Source organism: Rhizobium etli CFN 42 (genome assembly GCF_000092045.1).
In the GTDB taxonomy this organism is placed as follows: domain Bacteria; phylum Pseudomonadota; class Alphaproteobacteria; order Rhizobiales; family Rhizobiaceae; genus Rhizobium; species Rhizobium etli.
This window is the reverse complement of sequence record NC_007761.1, coordinates 3,842,256-3,862,814: the sequence shown is the minus strand read 5'-3', so window position 1 is coordinate 3,862,814 and position 20,559 is coordinate 3,842,256. Positions and strand designations below refer to the sequence as shown.

Annotated in this window: 18 protein-coding genes and 1 pseudogene; 12 read left to right on the top strand and 7 right to left on the bottom strand. The window is 61.4% G+C overall.

The features are described from left to right. Positions 1 to 159 precede the first annotated feature (159 nt). Positions 160 to 1,470, top strand: a complete 1,311-nt coding sequence (gene xylA, locus RHE_RS18655) for a xylose isomerase (protein WP_011426861.1) — start codon at positions 160 to 162, stop codon at positions 1,468 to 1,470. Positions 1,471 to 1,534: 64 nt separating this feature from the next. Here the strand turns inward: xylA and RHE_RS18650 are convergent, their stop codons facing one another. Then, on the bottom strand, positions 1,535 to 2,566 hold the full coding sequence (locus RHE_RS18650) for a LacI family DNA-binding transcriptional regulator (RefSeq protein WP_011426860.1): 1,032 nt from the start codon (positions 2,564 to 2,566) through the stop codon (positions 1,535 to 1,537). A gap of 269 nt (positions 2,567 to 2,835) precedes the next feature. Between RHE_RS18650 and RHE_RS18645 the strand changes: the two genes are divergently transcribed. The 5 genes from RHE_RS18645 (at position 2,836) to RHE_RS18625 (ending at position 9,224) form a co-directional block, all read left to right on the top strand. Then, the gene (locus RHE_RS18645) at positions 2,836 to 4,362 is read left to right on the top strand and encodes a sugar ABC transporter ATP-binding protein (RefSeq protein WP_011426859.1); all 1,527 of its coding nucleotides are present in this window, start codon (positions 2,836 to 2,838) and stop codon (positions 4,360 to 4,362) included. Between the two features lie 133 nt (positions 4,363 to 4,495). Further along, the gene (locus RHE_RS18640) at positions 4,496 to 5,500 is read left to right on the top strand and encodes an ABC transporter permease (protein ID WP_011426858.1); all 1,005 of its coding nucleotides are present in this window, start codon (positions 4,496 to 4,498) and stop codon (positions 5,498 to 5,500) included. Between the two features lie 87 nt (positions 5,501 to 5,587). Continuing rightward, entirely contained in the window at positions 5,588 to 6,535 is a 948-nt protein-coding gene (locus RHE_RS18635) for a substrate-binding domain-containing protein (RefSeq protein ID WP_011426857.1), read from the top strand. A 249-nt stretch (positions 6,536 to 6,784) separates the two neighbouring features. Then, on the top strand, positions 6,785 to 7,837 hold the full coding sequence (locus tag RHE_RS18630) for a sugar phosphate isomerase/epimerase family protein (RefSeq protein WP_011426856.1): 1,053 nt from the start codon (positions 6,785 to 6,787) through the stop codon (positions 7,835 to 7,837). 199 nt (positions 7,838 to 8,036) lie between these two features. Further along, on the top strand, positions 8,037 to 9,224 hold the full coding sequence (locus tag RHE_RS18625) for a Gfo/Idh/MocA family protein (RefSeq protein WP_011426855.1): 1,188 nt from the start codon (positions 8,037 to 8,039) through the stop codon (positions 9,222 to 9,224). An 82-nt stretch (positions 9,225 to 9,306) separates the two neighbouring features. Here RHE_RS18625 and RHE_RS18620 read toward each other — a convergent pair. After that, positions 9,307 to 9,697 (bottom strand): annotated as a pseudogene (locus RHE_RS18620) (DoxX family protein). A gap of 263 nt (positions 9,698 to 9,960) precedes the next feature. Between RHE_RS18620 and RHE_RS18615 the strand changes: the two are divergent. Further along, on the top strand, positions 9,961 to 11,334 hold the full coding sequence (locus RHE_RS18615) for a GH1 family beta-glucosidase (RefSeq protein ID WP_011426853.1): 1,374 nt from the start codon (positions 9,961 to 9,963) through the stop codon (positions 11,332 to 11,334). Between the two features lie 229 nt (positions 11,335 to 11,563). Beyond that, positions 11,564 to 13,777, top strand: a complete 2,214-nt coding sequence (locus RHE_RS18610; RefSeq protein ID WP_011426852.1) for a putative bifunctional diguanylate cyclase/phosphodiesterase — start codon at positions 11,564 to 11,566, stop codon at positions 13,775 to 13,777. A 42-nt stretch (positions 13,778 to 13,819) separates the two neighbouring features. Here RHE_RS18610 and trhO read toward each other — a convergent pair whose 3' ends face one another. From trhO to RHE_RS18595, 3 genes are all read right to left on the bottom strand, one after another. Further along, positions 13,820 to 14,749 carry an oxygen-dependent tRNA uridine(34) hydroxylase TrhO gene (gene trhO / locus RHE_RS18605; protein ID WP_020922304.1) on the bottom strand — a complete coding sequence of 310 codons (930 nt, stop codon included), beginning with the start codon at positions 14,747 to 14,749 and terminating at the stop codon, positions 13,820 to 13,822. An 86-nt stretch (positions 14,750 to 14,835) separates the two neighbouring features. Continuing rightward, entirely contained in the window at positions 14,836 to 15,744 is a 909-nt protein-coding gene (locus RHE_RS18600; protein ID WP_011426850.1) for a CHAD domain-containing protein, read from the bottom strand. Next, positions 15,722 to 16,210 (bottom strand): CYTH domain-containing protein, encoded by a 489-nt coding sequence (locus tag RHE_RS18595; RefSeq protein ID WP_020922302.1) that lies wholly within the window; start codon positions 16,208 to 16,210, stop codon positions 15,722 to 15,724. The genes RHE_RS18600 and RHE_RS18595 overlap by 23 nt, the downstream gene beginning before the upstream one ends. Positions 16,211 to 16,365: 155 nt before the next feature. On the opposite strand from RHE_RS18595, the gene RHE_RS18590 reads away from it, so the two are divergent. The 4 genes from RHE_RS18590 (at position 16,366) to RHE_RS18575 (ending at position 18,799) form a co-directional block, all read left to right on the top strand. Continuing rightward, positions 16,366 to 17,004 carry a 2-dehydro-3-deoxy-phosphogluconate aldolase gene (locus RHE_RS18590; protein ID WP_011426848.1) on the top strand — a complete coding sequence of 213 codons (639 nt, stop codon included), beginning with the start codon at positions 16,366 to 16,368 and terminating at the stop codon, positions 17,002 to 17,004. A 112-nt stretch (positions 17,005 to 17,116) separates the two neighbouring features. Continuing rightward, positions 17,117 to 17,836: a tellurite resistance TerB family protein gene (locus tag RHE_RS18585; protein ID WP_011426847.1), complete on the top strand. Its 720-nt coding sequence runs from the start codon at positions 17,117 to 17,119 to the stop codon at positions 17,834 to 17,836. Between the two features lie 64 nt (positions 17,837 to 17,900). Continuing rightward, positions 17,901 to 18,596 carry a GNAT family N-acetyltransferase gene (locus tag RHE_RS18580; RefSeq protein WP_011426846.1) on the top strand — a complete coding sequence of 232 codons (696 nt, stop codon included), beginning with the start codon at positions 17,901 to 17,903 and terminating at the stop codon, positions 18,594 to 18,596. After that, on the top strand, positions 18,593 to 18,799 hold the full coding sequence (locus RHE_RS18575; protein ID WP_042119031.1) for a hypothetical protein: 207 nt from the start codon (positions 18,593 to 18,595) through the stop codon (positions 18,797 to 18,799). The genes RHE_RS18580 and RHE_RS18575 overlap by 4 nt, the downstream gene beginning before the upstream one ends. A 1-nt stretch (position 18,800) precedes the next feature. Here RHE_RS18575 and RHE_RS18570 read toward each other — a convergent pair whose 3' ends face one another. Together RHE_RS18570 and RHE_RS18565 are read right to left on the bottom strand one after the other, a co-directional pair. Beyond that, entirely contained in the window at positions 18,801 to 19,877 is a 1,077-nt protein-coding gene (locus tag RHE_RS18570) for a nickel/cobalt transporter (RefSeq protein ID WP_011426845.1), read from the bottom strand. Next, positions 19,871 to 20,512, bottom strand: coding sequence for a DUF1007 family protein (locus RHE_RS18565; protein ID WP_011426844.1), 642 nt, complete (start codon positions 20,510 to 20,512; stop codon positions 19,871 to 19,873). Before RHE_RS18565 ends, RHE_RS18570 begins: the two co-directional genes overlap by 7 nt. Positions 20,513 to 20,559: the final 47 nt, after the last annotated feature.

Here is a 20,559-nt window from a genome sequence, read left to right as displayed (position 1 = left end):
TTCGGGCCACCTTCTCCCCGAGGGGAGAAGGGAAAAGAGGCGGCGCAACGCGTCTCTTCTCCCCTCGGGGGAGAAGGTGCCGGCAGGCGGATGAGGGGGCCGCCTCCACAGACAAGAATTCAGAACTGCAAAGAGATAGAAACCCAAGGAGACCCCAACATGAGCACCGGATTTTTCGGCGATATCCAGAAGATCAAATATGAAGGTCCTGACAGCACCAATCCGCTCGCCTTCCGCTATTACCAGCCGGACGAGATCGTTCTTGGCAAGCGTATGGAAGACCATCTGCGTTTTGCGGTGGCCTATTGGCACACCTTCACCTGGCCGGGTGGCGACCCCTTCGGCGGCCAGACCTTCCTGCGTCCGTGGTTCGAAGACACGATGAAGGCTGCCAAGCTCAAGGCCGATGTCGCTTTCGAATTCTTCTCGCTGCTCGGCGCGCCCTATTACTGCTTCCACGACGCCGACGTGCGCCCCGAAGGCAAGAATTTCGCTGAAAACACCAAGAACCTCAACGAGATCGTCGATTACTTCGCCGAGAAGCAAGCGGCGACCGGCACCAAGCTGCTCTGGGGTACGGCGAACCTGTTCTCCAACCGCCGCTACATGTCGGGTGCGGCGACCAACCCCGATCCAGACGTCTTTGCTTTCGCCGCCGCGACGGTCAAGACCTGCATCGACGCCACGCAGAAGCTCGGCGGCGAGAACTACGTGCTCTGGGGCGGACGCGAAGGTTACGAGACGCTGCTCAACACCGATCTCAAGCGCGAACTCGATCAGCTCGGCCGCTTCCTCAACCTCGTTGTCGAATACAAGCACAAGATCGGCTTCAAGGGCACCATCCTGATCGAGCCGAAGCCGCAGGAGCCGACCAAGCACCAGTATGACTATGACGTCGCGACCGTTTACGGCTTCCTCAAGAAGCACGGCCTTGAAAACGAGGTGAAGGTCAATATCGAGCAGGGGCATGCGATCCTCGCCGGCCACTCTTTCGAACACGAGTTGGCGCTCGCCAATGCGCTCGGCATCTTCGGCTCGATCGACATGAACCGCAACGACTACCAGTCCGGCTGGGACACCGACCAGTTCCCGAACAATGTTCCGGAAATGGCTCTTGCCTATTACCACGTTCTAGCGGGCGGCGGCTTCAAGACCGGCGGCACCAACTTCGACTCGAAGCTGCGCCGCCAGTCGCTCGATCCGGCAGACCTCTTAATCGGTCATATCGGGGGCATGGACTGCTGCGCCCGCGGCCTCAAGGCGGCGGCCAAGATGATCGAGGACAAGGCCCTGTCGCAGCCGCTTGCCGACCGTTATGCCGGTTGGGAATCGGTCGAGGCGCAGAAACTCTTCCGCGGCGAGTATTCGCTGGATGAGATCGCGAACTGGGTCGAGAGCAAGGACGTCAACCCGCAGCCGAAATCCGGCAAGCAAGAACTGCTCGAAAACGTCGTCAACCGTTACGTCTGATAAAGCGCGCCGGCGGCCAGCGGCCGCCGGCGCAGCTCTTTGTAGGCCTGTCGTTATAGTCTCTTCAGCGCTTGAACCACTGGCGCGACGGTGCGGAGACGGAGTTGCGAACCACCAGATCCGGCCTCAGCAGGATTTCCGTCTCGGCCGGCCGGCCATCGGACAAGAGTTCCAGCAGCAGCGCCATCGCCTGTTTGCCAATCGCCGTTCTCGGCTGACGGATCGTCGTCAGCGACGGCGAGATGAAGACGGCCTGCGGCACGTCGTCGAAGCCGGTCACTGAGAAATCTCGCGGAATATCATAGCCTCGCGCGCCGAGCCCGATCATGACGCCGATCGCCGTCTGATCGTTCACGCACATGAAGGCGGTCGGGAGAGTGTCGCGCATGAAAAGCTGTTCGACCGCATGCCGGCCGCTTTCGATCGTGCCGTCGCCTTCGAGCACGATCCTGAGATCCGGCGGGACGCCGGCGGCGTCGAGGCCGGCGTCGTAACCCATGCGGCGCCTGACATAGGCAAGCCGGGTGCGCGAATCGCCGATGAAGGCGATCTTGCGATGGCCTTCGGCCAGCAGCAGATCCACCGCCTTTCGCGCGCCCTCGGTATCGTCGACGCCGACATAGGGAATGCCGCCGTTGAAGACCGGTTCGAAAACCCCGACGCTCGGCGGCAGCCGGGCGGTCATCGTCTGATGGCCGAAGGGCAGGATGCCGGTGAAAAGGATCAGCCCGGCGGCTTGGTTGGAGTTGAAGAATTTCAGATATTCCAGGCCGCGCTGGGCATCGTTCTGGGTGTGGCCGATCAGGATGCCGTAGCCGTGGGCGCGCGCCTCGTTCTCCAGTCCGACGAGAATATTGGAGAAATTGGGATCGCCGATGTCGGGCGCCACGACCAGAATCATGTTGGAACGACCGAGCCTCAGGCTGCGCGCCATTGCGTTGGTGGTGTAGCCGGTGACCGCGATCGCCTGATTGACTTTAAGCCGCGTCGAGTTGGCGACCTTCTCCGGGGTGTGGATCGCCCGCGAAACCGTCGCGATGGAGACCTCGGCGATCCGGGCGACGTCTTCGATTGTTGCGGGCGTGGAATTCGACACTGCGCTCTGCCTTGGGGCTGTCTTCGCCGCGACACTACACAGACTCGCCGAGAGGTCAAAGGCAAGCTTCAGAGGATCTGTGTAAATTCACGATGTAAACCTTTACATGCGCGATGTAAAGGTTTACATGAGGGTCAAAGCGGGCGGGAGGCGCAAGCTAGCTCTGAGGCCGAGAACGGTTTTCAGAGTGGAAATGTGGACTAGTTCAAGGTGATGGAGCGGCGTCGGTGCGTTCTGCCGATGCAAAACGCTCTTGGGGGAGGGCATGAATGACCGTGGAGATCGCCGACACTGCGCCCGTGGTGCTGTCCGCCAGGCGCATATGTAAATCCTTCAGCGGCGTGCAGGTGCTCTTCAGCGTCAATTTCGATCTCCGTGCCGGCGAAATCCATGCACTGATGGGTGAAAACGGCGCTGGCAAGTCTACGCTCGTCAAGGTGCTCTCAGGTTTCGAACAGCCGAGTTCCGGAGAGATCCTGCTCGACGGCAAGCCTGTGGTGCTGCCGCCGAATGGCGCTGCGGAAGCGCTCGGCATCGTCATCATTCACCAGGAATTCAATCTCGCCGACCACCTGACCGTGACGGAGAGCCTTTTCCTCGGACGTGAGGTGACGCGTTTCGGTGTGCTCGATCGCAAATACATGCGCGCTGAGACGCGCAAGGTGCTCGACGTGCTTGGTTCGCATGTCGACGAGAATGCGCTGATCAGCACGCTCTCCATCGCCGACAAGCAGATGGTCGAGATCGCCAAGGCAATCAGCCGCGATGCGCGCGTCGTTTTCATGGACGAGCCGACGGCCGTCCTGTCGCGGGAAGAGACCAATATGCTCTTCAAGCAGGTCCGCAAGCTGCGGGACCAGGGCACCAGCTTCGTCTTCGTCTCCCACAAGCTCGACGAGGTGATGGAGCTGACGGATCGGGTGACGGTGCTGCGCGACGGCCAGTGGATCAAGACGTCGCCGACATCAATTCTCGACGGGGAAGCGATCGCGCAGCTGATGGTCGGCCGCGAACTTTCCAGCCTCTATCCCGCCAAAGTCGAGCCCGATGTCGACGAGGAGGTCGTCCTGAGCGTTTCCTCGGTGTCGACGGGTTATGTCCGGGATGCGAGCTTTGAGGTGCGCAAGGGCGAGATTATCGGCTTCTCCGGGATGATCGGCTCCGGCCGCACTGAATTGATGGAGGCGATCGCCGGCCTGCGAAGTCGTCTTGAGGGTGAAGTGGTCATCAAAGGGCAAAACGTTCCCTCCGGCGATGTGCATGCGGCCAATCGCTGCGGCCTCGCCTACATGACCAAGGACCGCAAGTCGAAGGGCTTGCTGCTGCGTTCCGGCATGATGACCAATCTGACGCTGCAATCGCTCGGAAGGCATTCTCGCCACGGCTATCTCAGTCCCGGCAGTGAAGCGGCTGCTCTGGCGAAGGCCAAGCGCCGCTTCGACATCAGGGTTCGCGACGGCAATATCATTGCCGGCCGCATGTCCGGCGGGAACCAGCAGAAGCTGCTCTTGGCGAAGGTCATGGAGACCGAGCCTGATATCATCATCATCGACGAGCCGACGCGCGGCATCGACGTCGGCACCAAGCAGCAGATCTATCATTTCATCTCGGCACTCGCCCGCGACGGCCGGTCGATCATTGTCGTTTCCTCGGAGATGCCCGAGGTCATCGGCCTGTGCACGCGGGTGGTGGTGATGCGCGAGGGACATATCGTGGGCGTGCTCGAAGGCGACGAGATTTCCGAGCAGGAGATCATGCGCTACGCCGCCGGCCTCAAGAAGAAGGCGGCGGCCTGATACATGTCGCCCCGACAGCGTGCCGCGGTTCGGGAGACATGCATAAGACAAAGACCTGAGCGGACGGGATTTTGCCGACACGGACAATAGATAACATGCCCAGGCAGTCTGGGACGGGAGGTTGGTTTTGGACATGAGTGTGAACGAGGAGACCAGGGAAATCCGGCGCAGGTCCTGGCGTGACGTTGATCTGCGTGCAGTTGCACCTTTTGCCGCTTTGGCCTTGCTTCTCATCGTCGGCGCGCTGGTCAATCCGAATTTCATCGGCATCACCAATCTTGCCAACGTCGCGACACGCTGCGCTTTCATCGCCATTATCGCCGTCGGCGCAACCTTCGTGATCTCCGCCGGAGACCTCGATCTTTCCGTCGGCTCGATGGTGGCCTTTGTCGCCAGCCTGATGATCCTGCTGATCAATTCGGGCGTCATTGCCGACCCGGTGCTGATGCTGACGGCGGCTGTGGTCTTCACGGTCATTGCGGGGGCGCTTTGCGGCCTCGCCAACGGTCTCATCACCACCGTCGGCAAAATCGAGCCTTTCATCGCCACGCTCGGCACCATGGGCATTTATCGCGGCCTGACCACCTGGCTGTCGCAGGGCGGCGCGATCACGTTGCGTTCGAGTGACATCCAGACGCTCTACCGGCCGGCCTATTTCGGTAATATCCTCGGTCTTCCGGTTCCGATCGTGGTGATCCTCGCCGTCACCGCGATTGCCGCCTTCATCCTCTACCGCACGCGTTACGGCCGCCATGTCGTGGCTGTCGGTTCGAACAGCGATGTCGCGCGCTATTCCGGAATCGCCGTCAACCGCGTGCGCACCATTGCCTTCGTCATCCAAGGCCTCTGCGTGGCGATCGCCGTGCTGCTCTATGTGCCGCGTCTCGGTTCCACCTCGGCAACGACCGGCATCCTGTGGGAGTTGCAGGCGATTACCGCCGTCGTCGTCGGCGGCACGGCGCTCAAGGGTGGCGCCGGCCGTGTGTGGGGCACGATTTGCGGCGCCTTCATTCTCGAACTCGTCGGCAACATCATGCTGCTTTCGAACTTCATCAGCGAATATCTCATCGGCGCGATTCAGGGTGCAATCATCATCATCGCCATGCTGGTGCAGCGGTCGCTGGTGCGCAAATCATAAAGTCAGACGGTTCTCGGATTAGTCGGGCTTCACAGGGCACCCGGCTCGGATTGGACAAGTCCCTGATATTTTTGGGAGGAACTAAGCATGCGCAAGCTCATGTTGGGTCTGGCCGTTGCGGGGGTGGCTTTTGCCGGTGCAGCCTACGCCCAGGACAAGAACTACACGATCGGTGTGTCCATTCCGGCCGCCGATCACGGCTGGACTTCTGGCGTCGTGTTCCATGCCGAGCGTATTGCCAAGAAGCTGATGGCCGAACATCCGGGCCTGAACGTCATCGTCAAGACCTCGCCGGATGCCGCGACGCAGGCTAACGCCGTGCAGGACCTCGATACGCAGGGCATAGATGCGCTCGTCATCCTGCCGTCCGATCCGGATCCGCTCGTCAACGCCATCAAGGAAGTCAAGGACAAGGGCAAGTTCGTTGCGCTCGTCGACCGTGCGCCGTCGAACAACGACAATTCCGTGCGTGACCTCTATGTCGCCGGCAACAATCCGGCGCTCGGCGAAGTAGCCGGCAAATATATTGCCGAAAAGACGCCGGAAGCCGAGGTCGTCGTTATCCGCGGTCTGCCTATCCCGATCGACCAGCAGCGCCAGGATGGTTTCGACAAGGGTATCGCCGGCTCCAAGGTCAAGGTTCTTGACCGCCAGTACGGCAACTGGAACCGCGACGACGCCTTCAAGGTCATGCAGGACTATCTGACGAAGTACCCGAAGATCGACGTCGTCTGGTGCCAGGACGACGACATGGCCGTCGGCGTATTGCAGGCGATCGAGCAGGCCAAGCGCACCGACATCCAGTATGTTGTCGCCGGGGCCGGTTCCAAGGACATGGTCAAGAAGGTCATGGATGGGGACAAGCTGATTCCGGTCGACGTTCTCTATCCGCCGGCAATGGTCGGTACGGCAATGGAGTTGACGGCGGCGGCACTCTACGACCAGGTCCCGGTTCACGGCAACTACATCCTCGACGCGACGCTCGTCACCAAGGAGAACGCCAAGAACTTCTACTTCCCGGATTCTCCGTTCTGATCACCCATCAAAGAGGGTGCGCCCATTCGCAAGAATGGGCGCATTTTTATGCCCTCACGTGGCGGACGGCGAAAATGCTGCACGTACCTCTTGCCCGCGACAGCCCATCATGATTAGGTCGCAGCCATACCGCATCTGGACTCGCGCCAAATCCGGCGGCAAGGGCGAGGAGGCACCTTACTCCCGCCGAAATGCGTGCTACAAGTTCTTCAGAAACGTTTACGGTCGATATTCAGGGAGGAATCTGACATGAAGACGATCAAAGGTCCCGGCCTTTTCCTTGGCCAGTTCGCGGGCGATACCGCGCCTTTCAATTCTTGGGACGCGATCACCAAATGGGCGGCTGACATCGGTTACAAGGGCGTTCAGGTTCCGACCTGGGCGAGCCAGCTGATCGATCTGAAGAAGGCCGCCACCTCCAAGGATTATTGTGACGAGTTCGCCGGCAAGGCCCGCGAAAACGGCATCGAAGTCACCGAGCTCTCGACCCATCTGCAAGGCCAGCTGGTTGCCGTTCACCCCGCCTATGACGAAGCATTCGACGGCTTTGCGGCGCCCGAGGTGCGCGGCAATCCGAAAGCCCGTCAGGAGTGGGCGGTCGAGCAGGTCAAGATGGCTCTGACAGCATCGAAGAACCTCGGCCTCAAGGCGCATGCGACCTTCTCCGGCGCGCTTGCCTGGCCCTTCATCTATCCCTGGCCGCAGCGTCCCGCCGGTCTGGTGGAGACGGCCTTCGACGAGCTTGCCAGCCGCTGGACGCCGATCCTCAACCATGCCGATGAGAACGGCATCGATGTCTGCTACGAGATCCATCCGGGCGAGGACTTGCATGACGGCATCACCTTCGAGATGTTCCTGGAGCGGGTGAAGAACCATCCGCGCGCCAACATGCTCTACGATCCCTCGCACTACATCCTGCAATGCCTCGACTATCTCGAGAACATCGACATCTACAAGGACCGCATCAAGATGTTCCACGTCAAGGATGCGGAGTTCAATCCGACCGGGCGCCAGGGCGTGTATGGCGGTTACCAGGGCTGGGTGGAACGCGCCGGTCGCTTCCGCTCGCTCGGTGACGGCCAGGTCGATTTCGGCGCGGTCTTCTCGAAGATGACGGCGAATAATTTCGACGGCTGGGCCGTGGTCGAATGGGAATGTGCGCTGAAGCATCCGGAGGACGGCGCCCGTGAGGGTGCGGAATTCGTGGCTGCCCATATCATTCGCGTCACCGAAAAAGCCTTCGATGATTTTGCCGGCAGCGGTACGGATCAGGCTGCCAACCGGCGGATGCTGGGGCTCTGAGACTTCGGGCATGCCGGGAGCCTGCCCCTCACCCTAACCCTCTCCCCCTTCTGACGGGGAGAGGGGACTTGCCCAGCGAAATGTTGGAGGGGGACGGAGACGGTGCGGCATATCCCCTCTTCCCATCTGAACGGGGAGAGGTGGCGCCAGCCGGATGAGGGGCGCATCCGCACCAAATTCAAATTTCAGGAGGACAAGAATGGCAATCGAAGCATCATCGGAACAGACCCGCGAGCCGCGCATCCGGCTCGGCATGGTGGGCGGCGGTGCGGGCGCGTTTATCGGTGCGGTGCACCGGATCGCGGCGCGCATCGACGATCAGTACGATCTCATCGCCGGCGCATTGTCGTCGACGCCTGAGAAGGCGGTTCAGTCCGGGCGAGACCTCGGTCTCGACCCGTCACGGACCTATTCCAGCTACCGCGAGATGGCCATCCGCGAGGCGAAGCTGAAGAATGGCATCGAGGCGGTGGCGATCGTCACGCCGAACCATGTGCATTACGATGCGGCCAAGGAATTCCTGAAGCGCGGCATCCATGTCATCTGCGACAAGCCGCTGACATCGAACCTCGCCGATGCGAAGAAGCTGAAAAAGGTGGCCGACGAGAGCGGCGCGCTCTTCGTGCTGACGCATAATTACACCGGTTATCCAATGGTCCGCCAGGCACGCGAGATGGTCGCCAACGGCGAACTCGGCGACATAAGGGTCGTCCAGGCCGAATATCCGCAGGACTGGCTGACGGAAGCCGTCGAGCAGACCGGCCAGAAGCAGGCCGCCTGGCGCACCGATCCGGCCCAGTCCGGCGTCGGCGGCTCCACAGGCGATATCGGCACGCATGCCTATAACCTTGCCTCCTTCATCACGGGCCTGGAGCTCGACAGCCTGGCCGCCGATCTCGACAGTTTCGTGCCCGGCCGCCGGCTGGATGATAATGCTCACGTCATGCTGCGCTTCAAGGCGAAGGGGTCGGAGAAGCCGGCTAAGGGTATGCTCTGGTGCAGCCAGGTCGCGCCTGGCCATGAGAACGGCCTGATGGTCCGTGTCTACGGCAGCAAGGGCGGACTGGAATGGACCCAGAAGGATCCGAACTATCTCTGGTACACGCCTTTCGGGGAGCCGAAGCGGCTGATCACGCGTGGCGGCGCCAGTGCCGGAGCGGCTGCTGGCCGCGTTACGCGCGTGCCGTCAGGCCATCCAGAAGGTTACCTCGAGGCCTTCGCGACGATCTATACGGAAGCCGCACATGCAATCAATGCCCGCAAGAAGGGCAAGGCGGTCGACAAGGCAGTGGTCTATCCCACGGTTGACGACGGTGTGAAGGGTGTCGCCTTCGTCGAAGCTTGTGTCGCCTCGTCGAAGAAAAACGGGGCGTGGGTCAAGCTCTGAGGCTTGGCGATTCGCGTGAAATGGACGGAGCCCGCGACAATGCCGAGGCGGCCATTGGCTGCCTCGGCTTGCCCGTCCTTCGTCAGGCCGCAGTGCGGCGCTTCATCAGGCCGTCGACGCTGAGCGGCCCGGCGCCACCAGATAAAGAAATAAGAAGCAGAACAGGATCGCCTCGACGACGCCATTCTGCGCGGGATAAAAGCTCCTTCCCGCATTCCCGATGAAATAGGCGAAGGCCATCAGCCCGAAAGCACGAAAGCTGCGATTCGGGTCTGGAAGCCGACCAGCACCAGAAAGCCGAGAGTGAGTTCGAGCAGCCCGGCAATCCAGGAGAGCGAGCCCATCGGCGGCACGCTTGCCGCGGCCGGAAAATGCAGGATCTTCTGCGTGCCATAGCTGAAAAGCACGAGCGACGAGATGATGCGCAGCAGGCTCAGCAGGTGCGGCTGCAGCAGATGGATCGAAGACAGCATCGGATTCCTTTCATGTTGCGATGTTTTGGCCGTGTCGGTGATCGTGGGCGCGGCGGCAAGTCTCGACTCTGACGTTCGCATTATGAGAGCGGTCAGCGTCGGAGAGCGCGGCGGGTGAACGCGACGAAGTGCTGCAGACGCTACCGCTTCGCGGCCTACTGTAACGTTGCAGTTTTCGGCCGCCAGATCTGTACTTTGTTTTCCGGCTTGGCTAAATCCGAGCCTAAACAATCCATTCACACGCTGAGAGACGGGATTTACAGATGATCGATGCGAATACGCTTGCAGGCCGCTTTCCCGGCGATTTCACCTTCGGCGTCGCCACCGCCGCCTTCCAGATCGAGGGCGCGAGCAAGGCCGACGGGCGCAAGCCGTCCATCTGGGATGCTTTCTGCAACATGCCCGGGCGCGTCCACAATCGCGATAATGGCGATGTTGCCTGCGATCACTATAACCGGCTGGAGCAGGATCTCGATCTCGTCAAGGAGATGGGCGTCGAGGCTTATCGTTTCTCGATCGCCTGGCCGCGCATCATTCCCGACGGCACGGGTCCAGTGAATGAGGCCGGCCTCGATTTCTACGACCGGCTCGTCGACGGCTGCAAGGCGCGCGGGATCAAGACCTTCGCGACGCTCTACCATTGGGACTTGCCGCTGCTGCTTGCCGGTGACGGCGGCTGGACGGCACGCTCAACCGCTTATGCCTTTCAGCGCTATGCCAAAACGGTGATGAGCCGGCTTGGCGACCGTCTCGACGCCGTCGCGACCTTCAACGAGCCCTGGTGCATCGTCTGGCTCAGCCATCTCTACGGCATCCATGCGCCGGGCGAGCGCAATATGCAGGCCGCTCTTCACGCCATGCACTACATGAACCTTGCGCACGGTCTCGGCGTCGAAGCAATCCGTTCGGAGGCCCCGAACGTACCGGTCGGGCTTGTGCTCAACGCTGCCTCGATTATTGCCAGTTCCACCAGCCCTGCCGACCTCGCTGCCGCCGAACGCGCGCATCAGTTCCACAACGGCGCCTTCTTCGATCCGGTTTTCAAGGGCGAATATCCCAAGGCGTTCGTGCAAGCGCTCGGCGACCGCATGCCTGTCATCGAAGACGGCGACCTGAAGGTGATCAGCCAGAAGCTCGACTGGTGGGGGCTGAACTATTACACGCCCGAGCGCGTCACCGACGATGCCGACCGCAAGGGCGATTTTCCCTGGACGGTGAAAGCGCCGCCGGCAAGCGAGGTCAAGACCGATATCGGCTGGGAAATCTATGCGCCGGGCCTGAAGCTCCTCGTCGAAGACCTCTATCGCCGCTACGAACTGCCGGACTGCTACATCACCGAGAACGGTGCCTGCGACAACACAGGTGTCGCCGATGGCGAGGTCGATGACACGATGCGCCTCGACTATCTTGGCGACCATCTTGACGTCCTGGCAGATCTCATCAAGGACGGTTATCCCTTGCGCGGCTATTTCGCCTGGAGCCTGATGGACAATTTCGAGTGGGCGGAAGGCTACCGTATGCGCTTCGGCCTCGTCCATGTCGATTATGAGACACAGCGGCGGACGGTGAAGAAGAGCGGCAAGTGGTATCGCGACCTGGCGGGACAATTTCCGAAAGGCAATCACAAGCCGGGTTGATAGCCGGTCTCAGGCGCGTTGCATGGTACAATGCACGCAACGCCTGTCCCTCTTTGTTTTTACGCATGTTTCCATCGCAAAGACATGCTCTAGGCCGGAATTCCGCCGGCAGGCGGCCGCAATGCGCCATGTTCGGACGGGGAAAATAACCCTCGGAAACCTGCAACAGGCGGTTGCTTAAACGTTTTTGAACCCTTGACTGCCAAAGTGCGATGGTCAGGGAGCCGTAATGCAGATACTGGGAAAATTGCAGCGCAAGGGATCGGGAATAGGCCGTCACATCACCGTCACCGGCGTGCTGTTTTCCTTTGCGGTCATCGTCGCGGTCGCCACCATCATGGTGATGACGGCACTCGAACGCGTAGCCGAAAATGCCAATCTCCTTGATGACGAGCGCTCGCGCGAAACGACGATCGGCGCGTTGAAAACCTTTGAGGATCAGCTCGGTGCGACGCTCGACGATTATGCCGCCTGGGACGACGCCGCCGCCAACGTCTACACGCCCGAAGGCATGGCGTGGACGGTCAGCAATTACGGCGAGATGTCGGTCAACAGTTCGCTTTTCGACATGGCGATCGTTGTCGATGATGCGAAGAATTCCATCATGGCCTATCGCGACGGCAAACCGATGGAGGAGCCGCCCGCGGATTTCTTCGCGCCTTCTCTCTGGAAGCTGCTCGACACGGTCAAAGCGGCCGGCCCGGCGGACCGTCCTCAGGCCGTCGGTTTCGTCGGCACCAAACGGGGGATTGCCGCTGCCGGCGTGGCGCTGGTACGGCAAAAATCCGGGGCGCTCGATGTGCCTGTCGGGCAACATCGCTATCTCATTTTCGCCCGTCATCTCGATGACGACAGGGTGAGCGCGCTCGGCCAGACCTACGTCATCGGCGGATTGAGGCTGGCGCCGGCGACGTTCAAAGCCAACTATCTCGTGCCCATCGTCGATCCGATGGGGGCAACGCTCGGCAAGCTCGTCTGGACCTCGCGCTCACCGGGGAATATGGCCTATGCCCAGGTGCGGCCGATGGTCTTCGAGGCTCTCGGTCTCGTCGGCATGTTCTTTATGGTGCTGCTGGCCATCGGCTGGCTCGCCGGCCGCCGCCTGAAGGCAGAGGAAAACAGCGCCCGCGAGGAGGCGCTGCGCGACAGGCTGAGCGGTCTGTCCAATCGCGACGGCCTCGGGCTCGCCGTCGACCGTTTCGTCGCCGAAGCCCGCCAGAGCAAGCGCAACGTGCTGCTCCTCTATCTCGACCTCGACGGTTTCAAGGAAGTCAATGACAGTTATGGACACGGCACCGGCGACCAGTTGATCCGGGCGGTCGCGGCCGGGCTCAAGGTGTTGATCCCGCAGGGCGCGGTGCTTGCCCGCATCGGCGGGGATGAATTTGCGATCGCCTTTCTCTCTGACGGCGAGAATGCTGCCGCGCTGCAGCTTTCCGAGCAGATCCTCGATTTTCTGGTCGAGCCGCTGGAGATTGGTCGCCGCGTCGTCGTCGTCGGCGCCAGCATCGGCATTGCCATGTCGCCTGCCGGCGCGATCGACCGCGAAGAGCTGGTGCGCCGTTCCGATTTGGCCATGTACAAGGCGAAGGAGGCCGGCCGCGCACGCATGACGCTCTACGATCCGTCGATGGATGCGGACCGCGAGCAGCGCAATGCGCTGGAGCTCGATCTCAGAATCGCCATCGAAAGCGGCGACCTGACGCTTGCCTATCAGCCACTGGTCGATGCGGGCACGCATGCGCTGACCGGCGTCGAGGCGCTGGTGCGCTGGAACCGTCCGGGCCACGGCCCGGTTTCCCCCGAGCTGTTCATTCCGATCGCCGAGACCAGCGGCCTGATTGAATCGCTCGGCCTGTTCGTGCTGCGCAAGGCCTGCGAGACTGCCAAGCAGTGGCCGGAACTGAACGTCTCGGTCAATGTCTCGCCCGGCCAGTTCCGCAACCCCGCCTTCACCGACTATGTGCGCTACGTGTTGAAGCAGACGGAGATCGAGGCCAGCCGCATCACTCTCGAGATCACCGAAGGTTACATGATCCAGAATCCGCAGCGCACTCGCCAATCGATCGAACGGCTGAAGGGGCTGGGGGTCAAGGTGGCGCTCGACGACTTCGGTTCCGGCTTCTCCTCGATCGGTTATCTCAGGCAGTTCGGCTTCGATCGCATCAAGATCGACCGCTCGCTGGTCATGGGCGTCAATGAGGACAAGCGTCAGCGGGAAATGCTGCAGGCGACGGTGGCGCTCGCCCGCTCGCTCGATATCCCGGTGACGGCTGAAGGCATAGAGACCGAGGGGCAGGCGGTCGCCATGCGCCTGTTCGGCTGCGACTGTCTGCAGGGCTATTTGTTCGGAAAGCCTCTGACGGCCGAGCGAATTACCGAGATGCTCGACGAGCTTCGTACTGCGGAGCAATCAACCCGGCGCCGCCTCGGCGCGGCTTGACGGCGAAATTCTCGGGGCGCAAGCCCGTCCAACGGGGACAGGTCAGCTGCCGATATGCCGCTGGCCGCGTTTTCTTGCCAGCGCGATCTGAAGCTGCCGCTGACGGTAGCGCAGCCGGTCTTCCTCCGTGCGCGTGTGATAGCAGTGGCTGCAGGAAACGCCTTCCTCGTAGAGTGGCGAGGTGATTTCCTCTGAAGTGATCGGGTTGCGGCAGGCGTGGCACAGCCGGTGCTCACCTTCCTTCAGGCCGTGTTCGACGGATACACGTTCATCGAACACGAAGCAGGCGCCCTCCCAGAGGCTTTCTTCCTGCGGCACTTCCTCCAGATATTTCAGGATGCCGCCCTTCAGATGATAGACCTCGTCGAAACCCTCGGCCTTCATGAAGGCCGTGGCCTTCTCGCAGCGTATGCCGCCGGTGCAATACATGGCGACTTTCGGCTTGTTGTGCAGCCCTGTATTCCGGCGCACCCAATCCGGAAATTCGCGGAATGTCTTGGTCTTGGGGTCGAGCGCGCCGCGAAAGGTACCAATTGCCGTCTCATAGTCGTTGCGGGTGTCGATGACGATCGTATCGGGATCGGAGATCAGCGCATTCCAGTCCCTGGGTGCCACATAGGTGCCAACCACCTTGTTGGGGTCGATGTCCTCGACTCCCATGGTGACGATTTCCTTCTTCAGCTTCACCTTCATGCGCAGGAAGGGCATTTTGGAGGCGCGGCTTTCCTTGTGCTCTAGGCGCGCAAATTCCGGCTGCGCACGCAGGAAGGCGAGCACGGCGTGAATGCCGGCATCCGGTCCCGCGATCGTACCGTTGATGCCCTCATGCGCCAAAAGCAGCGTTCCCTTGACGCCATTTTCCTCGCTCAGCGCCTGCAGCGGAGCCTGCAAGCTGGCAAAGCGCGGCACGGATACGAAATGGTAGAGCGCCGCTACGAGGAACGGGCCGGTGTGTATCAGGCTGTCGGTCATGGGCGGGAAATACAGAAAATTGACCGATCGCGCAATTGCCTTCCGAGAAGGCGGTCGTCCGCCTTCAGGATCGCGCCTGCCATCGCTCAATTCGCAGCCGTCAGCCAGAGAAGCGCGATACGCTCCGATTCCTCGTCGGGATCATCGGCGAAAACGGTTTCGGCTTTGAGGAGGGCTTGCCGCCGGTCTTCCTGCTGGCGGAAGATAATCGCGTCAAGAAGATGCGCCAGATCGTCGTTGCGGGTGAAGAGCTGCGGCTCGGCTTCGACCAGCTCACAGAGTACGGCAAGGTCATGGATGTGGCCGAGATCCTCGACGAGCTCCTTGGCCACATCGCGCTTGGCCTTCATCGCGCCCGGCCAGATGTCGCGCAAAAGAGCGTGGTAGAGCCGATAATCGTAGGTGCGTTTGCGCAGATCGTGGAAATCCCCAGCCAATGCATCGCCGTGGCACCTGGCAAGTGCAGCCTTCGCCTTGCGCGCGGTGCGGCGCCAGCTCTTCGCCAGCATGCGGGCGTTCTTGCGATGGCTGCCATCGAAGGAAACGCCATCCAAAGCCGCGATCGCCTCCTTCAGTACGCCTGGGGTTTCCATCAGCCGCTGTTGCAGGCCGCTCTCGGCCTTCGCCATCCAGTCGCGGCGCCCCTCGAGAATAATGACGATCCGGCCGAGAGCCTCGCCTTCCTCTTTCCCGCGGGCTGAATGCTGCAGATATTGCGCGGTACCGATGAGCGCGGCAGCGTCGCGTATGGCCGAAAGCGCGCGCGCGGCATCGCGCAGTCTTGCATTTTCTTGCTCTTGGAAATCCGGCACCTCGCGCGCGACGAGCCGGTAGAGCGAGCGCAATCGCTTCAGGTTTTTTCGGAAGGAATGGATCGCCTCGTGCGCACCGTCCGGCCGCTCTTCGAGAAAGGTAATGGCACCTTCCAGCTGCTCGGTCGCGATGCTCCGGAATGCCTGGGTGAAATCGGCGTCAGGCCGAATGCGATAGGCCATGCCTGTCGTGCCCGTATTCTGTAGCAAGGGCCTGGTTGGAGTAGCGGAAATCGCCGGTCACTTCGCGGCCAAGCCAGGTGGGCAGGACAGGTTTGTCGGTCTCCGCCGTCATCTCCACCTCGGCAATCACCAGCCCGCGATGCTCGCCGGCAAAGACGTCGACTTCCCAGACGAAGCCTTGATGCGGAACGCGGTAGCGCGTCTTCTCGATGACGACGCCGATCGCGCTCTGCAACAGCTCCTCGGCATCGGCAATCGGGATATCATATTCGAATTCGTCACGGGTGATGGCACTGCGGCCAATCTTGATCGTCAGCCTCGCTTTCCTGCCGTCGAGGATCCGAACGCGGACGGAGCGGTCGTCCATCGAGGCGATGTAACCTTGCCTCAGGACAGACTTGCTCTCGGCGGCGGAACGCCATCCATCGCCGCGTACAAGAAACTTCCGCTCGATCTCTTTCGCCATGTCGGTGAACCTTTTGTGACGATCGCCGCACGGTAGACCAATTTCCAGGCATTTCATACCCTTCTTCTCACGCAGCCGGGTTTTATCTCGACAAGGTTCGGCGAGGGCGTTATTCGGGATGCGAATTTCAATCGTTTCAAGGAGGTCGTGCGACCATGGGCGAGAAAACAGAGAAGCTCCTTTCCATCCTGAAACTCCAGCCGGTCGTTCCGGTCCTGATCGTTGACGATGCCAGGTCGGCGGTGCCGCTGGCCCGCGCGCTCGTCGCAGGCGGCCTGAAAGCAATCGAGATCACCATGCGCACGCCGGCGGCACTCGAGGCCGTGCGCGTCGTCGCCGCCGAGGTCGAGGGCGCCGAAGTCGGCGCCGGCACCATCCTGAATGCCGCCCATTGGAAAGCGGCTGTCGAGGCCGGCTCGAAGTTCATCGTCAGTCCGGGCACGACGCAGGAGCTGCTTGATGCCGCCGCCGATTCCGACGTGCCGCTGCTTCCGGGAGCTGCGACCGCCAGCGAAGTCATGGCGCTGCGTGAGGAAGGCTATCAGGTGCTGAAGTTCTTTCCGGCCGAGCAGGCCGGTGGCGCCGCTTATCTCAAGGCGCTCTCCTCGCCGCTCGCCGGCACGCTGTTCTGCCCGACCGGCAGCATTTCGCTGAAGAACGCCAGGGATTATCTTTCGCTGTCGAACGTCGTCTGTGTCGGCGGTTCCTGGGTCGCGCCGAAGGAACTGGTCGCAGTCGGCGACTGGACGGGCATTACCAAGCTTGCGGCCGAGGCCGCCGCTCTGAAGGTCTGAGGTTGGATGGGCGGGGTATGAGCGCCAGGCACAACCCCCACGCCCATTATTTGTATTTCAGCCGTCGCAAACCTATGTTCTCCTCCGGCCTCAAACAGGGAGACGACGAGGAATGTTCGACGCAAAGAAGCTTCTCGACCAGTTCTTGGGTTCGCAGGTGCCGGGTCTCGGCGGTTCAGTCCGCGACAGGGCGGGCGAGGCCATACAGACGGCAAAGAACAATCCGATGAAGACCGGCGCGATCGCAGCCGTGCTTCTCGGCAGCAAGACCGGCCGCAGCATTGCCGGCAATGCATTGGCGATCGGCGGTCTTGCTGCTATCGCCGGTCTTGGCTATCAGGCTTACAAGAACTATCAGGCCGGCCAAGCGCCCGCGGCCCCCTCGGATGCGCCGTCGGCAAACAATCCGGTGCTCCTGCCGCCGCCGGTCGAATCCGGTTTCGGGCCAGGGTCGCCCGCCGGCAGCAACGAATTCGTGCTGGTGCTGATCCGGGCGATGATCGCCGCTGCCAAGGCCGACGGCCATATCGACGACGCCGAACGCGCCCTGATCATGGACAAGATCAAGGCCGCTGACGTCAGCGGCGAGGCCGCCGCTTTCATCGAGGCCGAGCTTGCGTCACCGACGGACATCGACGCGCTCGTGGCTGCGGCGGTCACGGAAGAACAGCGCGTCGAGCTCTACACCGCCTCGCGGCTGACCATCGATCCGGACTCGCGCGCCGAGCGCGGTTATCTCGATCTGCTCGCCGGGCGGCTCGGCCTCGCCGATCAGCTGGTCGACCATATCGAGGCGACGGTGTCATCCGCCAAGACAACCTTGTCACAGTGACATCCCGGCCGGTTGCCTTTATCGGGCGACTGGCCTATCCACTCTGCCGAATAGGGGAGTGAACATGCGCGATCTTGCAAATTTCAAGGGCTGCCCGGCGCCAAAGCCGGTTACGCTGAAAGGCCGTTTCGTCACCGTCGAGCCCTATCGCCGTGAGGAACATCTCGAAGCGCTGTGGGACGGGCTCGGCGGCATGGGCATCAACCCATTGCTTCTATATTTTTCGCAGGATGATTTCTCGGACGTCGAGGACTTCGCCAATTGGCTGGAAAACGTCTACACCAAATCTGGCTGGCTCACCCATATCTTCCGTGACAACGCCACCGGCAAGGTTGTCGGCATGGCGAACTACATGCGCGCCGACCCGGCAAACGGCGTCGTCGAAATCGGCGGCGTGGCTCATGGTCGCGATATGAGCCGTTCTCCGCTGTCCACCGAAGCGCACTACTTGATGGCCAAGCATGTATTCGAGGACCTCGGCTATCGCCGCTACGAATGGAAATGCGACAATAAGAACGAGGCGAGCAAGACGACGGCACTGCGCTACGGCTTCAGCTTCGAAGGGGTGTTCCGTCAGCACATGATCTCCAAGCATCGCAACCGCGACACCGCCTGGTTCTCGATGATCGACACCGAATGGCCGCTGATGAACGATGCTTTCGAGGCCTGGCTTTCGCCCGAAAATTTCGACGCGGCCGGCAAACAGATCCGGCGCCTGCAGGATATTCGTGCGGATCTGGAAAAGGAAAGGCTCGCGTGAGCCCGGAAAGCCGCTCGCAGGCGATCGCCGCCGCTGTCATCTTGCTCGGCGCGGGCCTCGTCCTCTATTTTCTGCCGACCATCGTTCTATGGATCGGCAATTTCTCGCCGACGCTGGGGATCGCCGTCGGCTTCTGCCTGATCATGGCGTTTTTTGCGATCTTCTGGCTCAGGGCGCGCTACCAGCGTTGCAGAGGAAAATAGCCTATCCTTGCAGGGAGGCGCCGAGCAGCAGGGCGCCCATCAGGATGACGAGCAGGGCGCCGAGGATTTCAATGGCGTTGCCAACCCAGAGCGAAGCCGTCGAGCCGCGTCCGGAGAGACGGACTGCCGCACCCTTGGCGGTGACGGCAAGCGTCGCGAGCGCGGAAACCGTGATCGCCGTGCCGAGCGACATGGCGGCGACCGAAAGCGCGCCGCCGAGATAGAGGCCGTTCAGCAGCGAGAAAGTCATGACAAGCAAGGCCCCGGAGCAGGGTCGAAGGCCGACGGCTACGATCGCAGACCAGGCCTCTCGAGCGCTGAACCTGTCGCCGGCGAGCAGGGCCGGATCGGGCACGTGCGTATTGCCGCAGGTTTCGCAGACCATGCCGGGAACGAAGCTGTGGCCGGCGTTTACGGCCTGCGCCTTGCCGTTGAAGGCAAAAGACTGGCGTTCGGCTGCGTTATCCTTCCAATCCAGCATCATGGACACCGGACCGGCTGACGTCGCCACCAGCCGGCCGCGCGGCAGATTGCTTGCCATCGAACGCAGTTTGCGGAACAGCAGCCAGCCGCCGAAGAGGATGACCGTGACGAAGCTTATGATTTCCATGGCATGAGTGGCTGTCGTCAGCGTAATGCCGGTGCCGCGCAGCACCAGCCAGGCGCCGCCGACCAGCACCACGGCGACGACACCCTGGATAAAAGCCGAAATGAAGGAAATAACCACGCCGCGCTTCAGCTCGACCTCGTTAGCGATCATGTAGGAGGAGATGACCGCCTTGCCGTGGCCCGGGCCGGCGGCATGGAAGACGCCGTAGGCGAAGGAAAGGCCGATCAGCGATGTCAGCTGCCACGGATCCTCCCGCATGCCCTTCAACGCACCCGTCAGAGCCCGGTAGAAGGCCTGCTGTTCATAGTTCACGTAGAGCAAAAGCGGCGCAAACGGCCCGCCCGTCGGTTGAAAACTCGGTTCGGCCGTGCCGATGCCAAGCGGCGATTGCGCGTGGGCGAGGCTTGCCGCCGTCAGGAGCGCGAGCAGCGCTGCGGAAAGGATGAGGGACGGGCGCTTTATCAGCATGTGAGCTCCAGCCGTGTGGCGAAGAGTTTGGACATGTTGGTGCCGGTGGGGTCGTTGAAGAAGGCATCCGTCAGCGACTGCTTGTTTTGCGATATCACCTGGTCGGCATCCGGCCTTACCACCTCGTGTTTGCAGGCCATGAAGCCGTCGCCCACCGTTGCCAGCTCGTTGTCTGTGGGAAAATCGATCGACGTATAGAGCGTCGGATCGTAGACGCCGAAGGTAAGCCTGCCCTTGAGCGGCATCTTCTCCGCCGGCTTGACTGCAAAGAACATCAGGAGCTGGCCGTTTTTATAATCGACATGGATGATGTCGGGCTGCTGGACGGTGACGCTCTTCCCGTTGATCGTCAGGTTCATGTAATAGTCGTAATCGGCAAGCGATTGCTTCACCGTTTTGCCGACCTGCGCGAGTTCGTTCGGTTCGAGCTTCAGATCGGTGTTCTTGTCGAAATCCATGACCACCGAGGAGGAGAAGACCTCGTCAAAGCGCCAAACATTGCGCAGTTCCTCGACACTGCCGTCAGCGCCGGCTACGACTTCGAGCCGCGCCTCGACGAAGATGTGCGGATGCGCAAAGGCGGCGGCCGGCGCCAGCGAAAGAAGCGCGGTCATCAATGGTATGGATTTTTTCATGCGTCCCGCTGCCTTATTCGCTCGACCAAGTTCTTGCCAGAAATTGG

What these genes read in the sequence shown, in the direction of transcription:
- xylA (WP_011426861.1), top strand. Translation starts at nt 160, where the DNA reads ATGAGCACCGGATTTTTCGGCGATATCCAGAAGATCAAATATGAAGGT.
- RHE_RS18645 (WP_011426859.1), top strand. Translation starts at nt 2,836, where the DNA reads ATGACCGTGGAGATCGCCGACACTGCGCCCGTGGTGCTGTCCGCCAGG.
- RHE_RS18640 (WP_011426858.1), top strand. Translation starts at nt 4,496, where the DNA reads ATGAGTGTGAACGAGGAGACCAGGGAAATCCGGCGCAGGTCCTGGCGT.
- RHE_RS18635 (WP_011426857.1), top strand. Translation starts at nt 5,588, where the DNA reads ATGCGCAAGCTCATGTTGGGTCTGGCCGTTGCGGGGGTGGCTTTTGCC.
- RHE_RS18630 (WP_011426856.1), top strand. Translation starts at nt 6,785, where the DNA reads ATGAAGACGATCAAAGGTCCCGGCCTTTTCCTTGGCCAGTTCGCGGGC.
- RHE_RS18625 (WP_011426855.1), top strand. Translation starts at nt 8,037, where the DNA reads ATGGCAATCGAAGCATCATCGGAACAGACCCGCGAGCCGCGCATCCGG.
- RHE_RS18615 (WP_011426853.1), top strand. Translation starts at nt 9,961, where the DNA reads ATGATCGATGCGAATACGCTTGCAGGCCGCTTTCCCGGCGATTTCACC.
- RHE_RS18610 (WP_011426852.1), top strand. Translation starts at nt 11,564, where the DNA reads ATGCAGATACTGGGAAAATTGCAGCGCAAGGGATCGGGAATAGGCCGT.
- trhO (WP_020922304.1), bottom strand. Translation starts at nt 14,749, where the DNA reads ATGACCGACAGCCTGATACACACCGGCCCGTTCCTCGTAGCGGCGCTC.
- RHE_RS18600 (WP_011426850.1), bottom strand. Translation starts at nt 15,744, where the DNA reads ATGGCCTATCGCATTCGGCCTGACGCCGATTTCACCCAGGCATTCCGG.
- RHE_RS18595 (WP_020922302.1), bottom strand. Translation starts at nt 16,210, where the DNA reads ATGGCGAAAGAGATCGAGCGGAAGTTTCTTGTACGCGGCGATGGATGG.
- RHE_RS18590 (WP_011426848.1), top strand. Translation starts at nt 16,366, where the DNA reads ATGGGCGAGAAAACAGAGAAGCTCCTTTCCATCCTGAAACTCCAGCCG.
- RHE_RS18585 (WP_011426847.1), top strand. Translation starts at nt 17,117, where the DNA reads ATGTTCGACGCAAAGAAGCTTCTCGACCAGTTCTTGGGTTCGCAGGTG.
- RHE_RS18580 (WP_011426846.1), top strand. Translation starts at nt 17,901, where the DNA reads ATGCGCGATCTTGCAAATTTCAAGGGCTGCCCGGCGCCAAAGCCGGTT.
- RHE_RS18570 (WP_011426845.1), bottom strand. Translation starts at nt 19,877, where the DNA reads ATGCTGATAAAGCGCCCGTCCCTCATCCTTTCCGCAGCGCTGCTCGCG.
- RHE_RS18565 (WP_011426844.1), bottom strand. Translation starts at nt 20,512, where the DNA reads ATGAAAAAATCCATACCATTGATGACCGCGCTTCTTTCGCTGGCGCCG.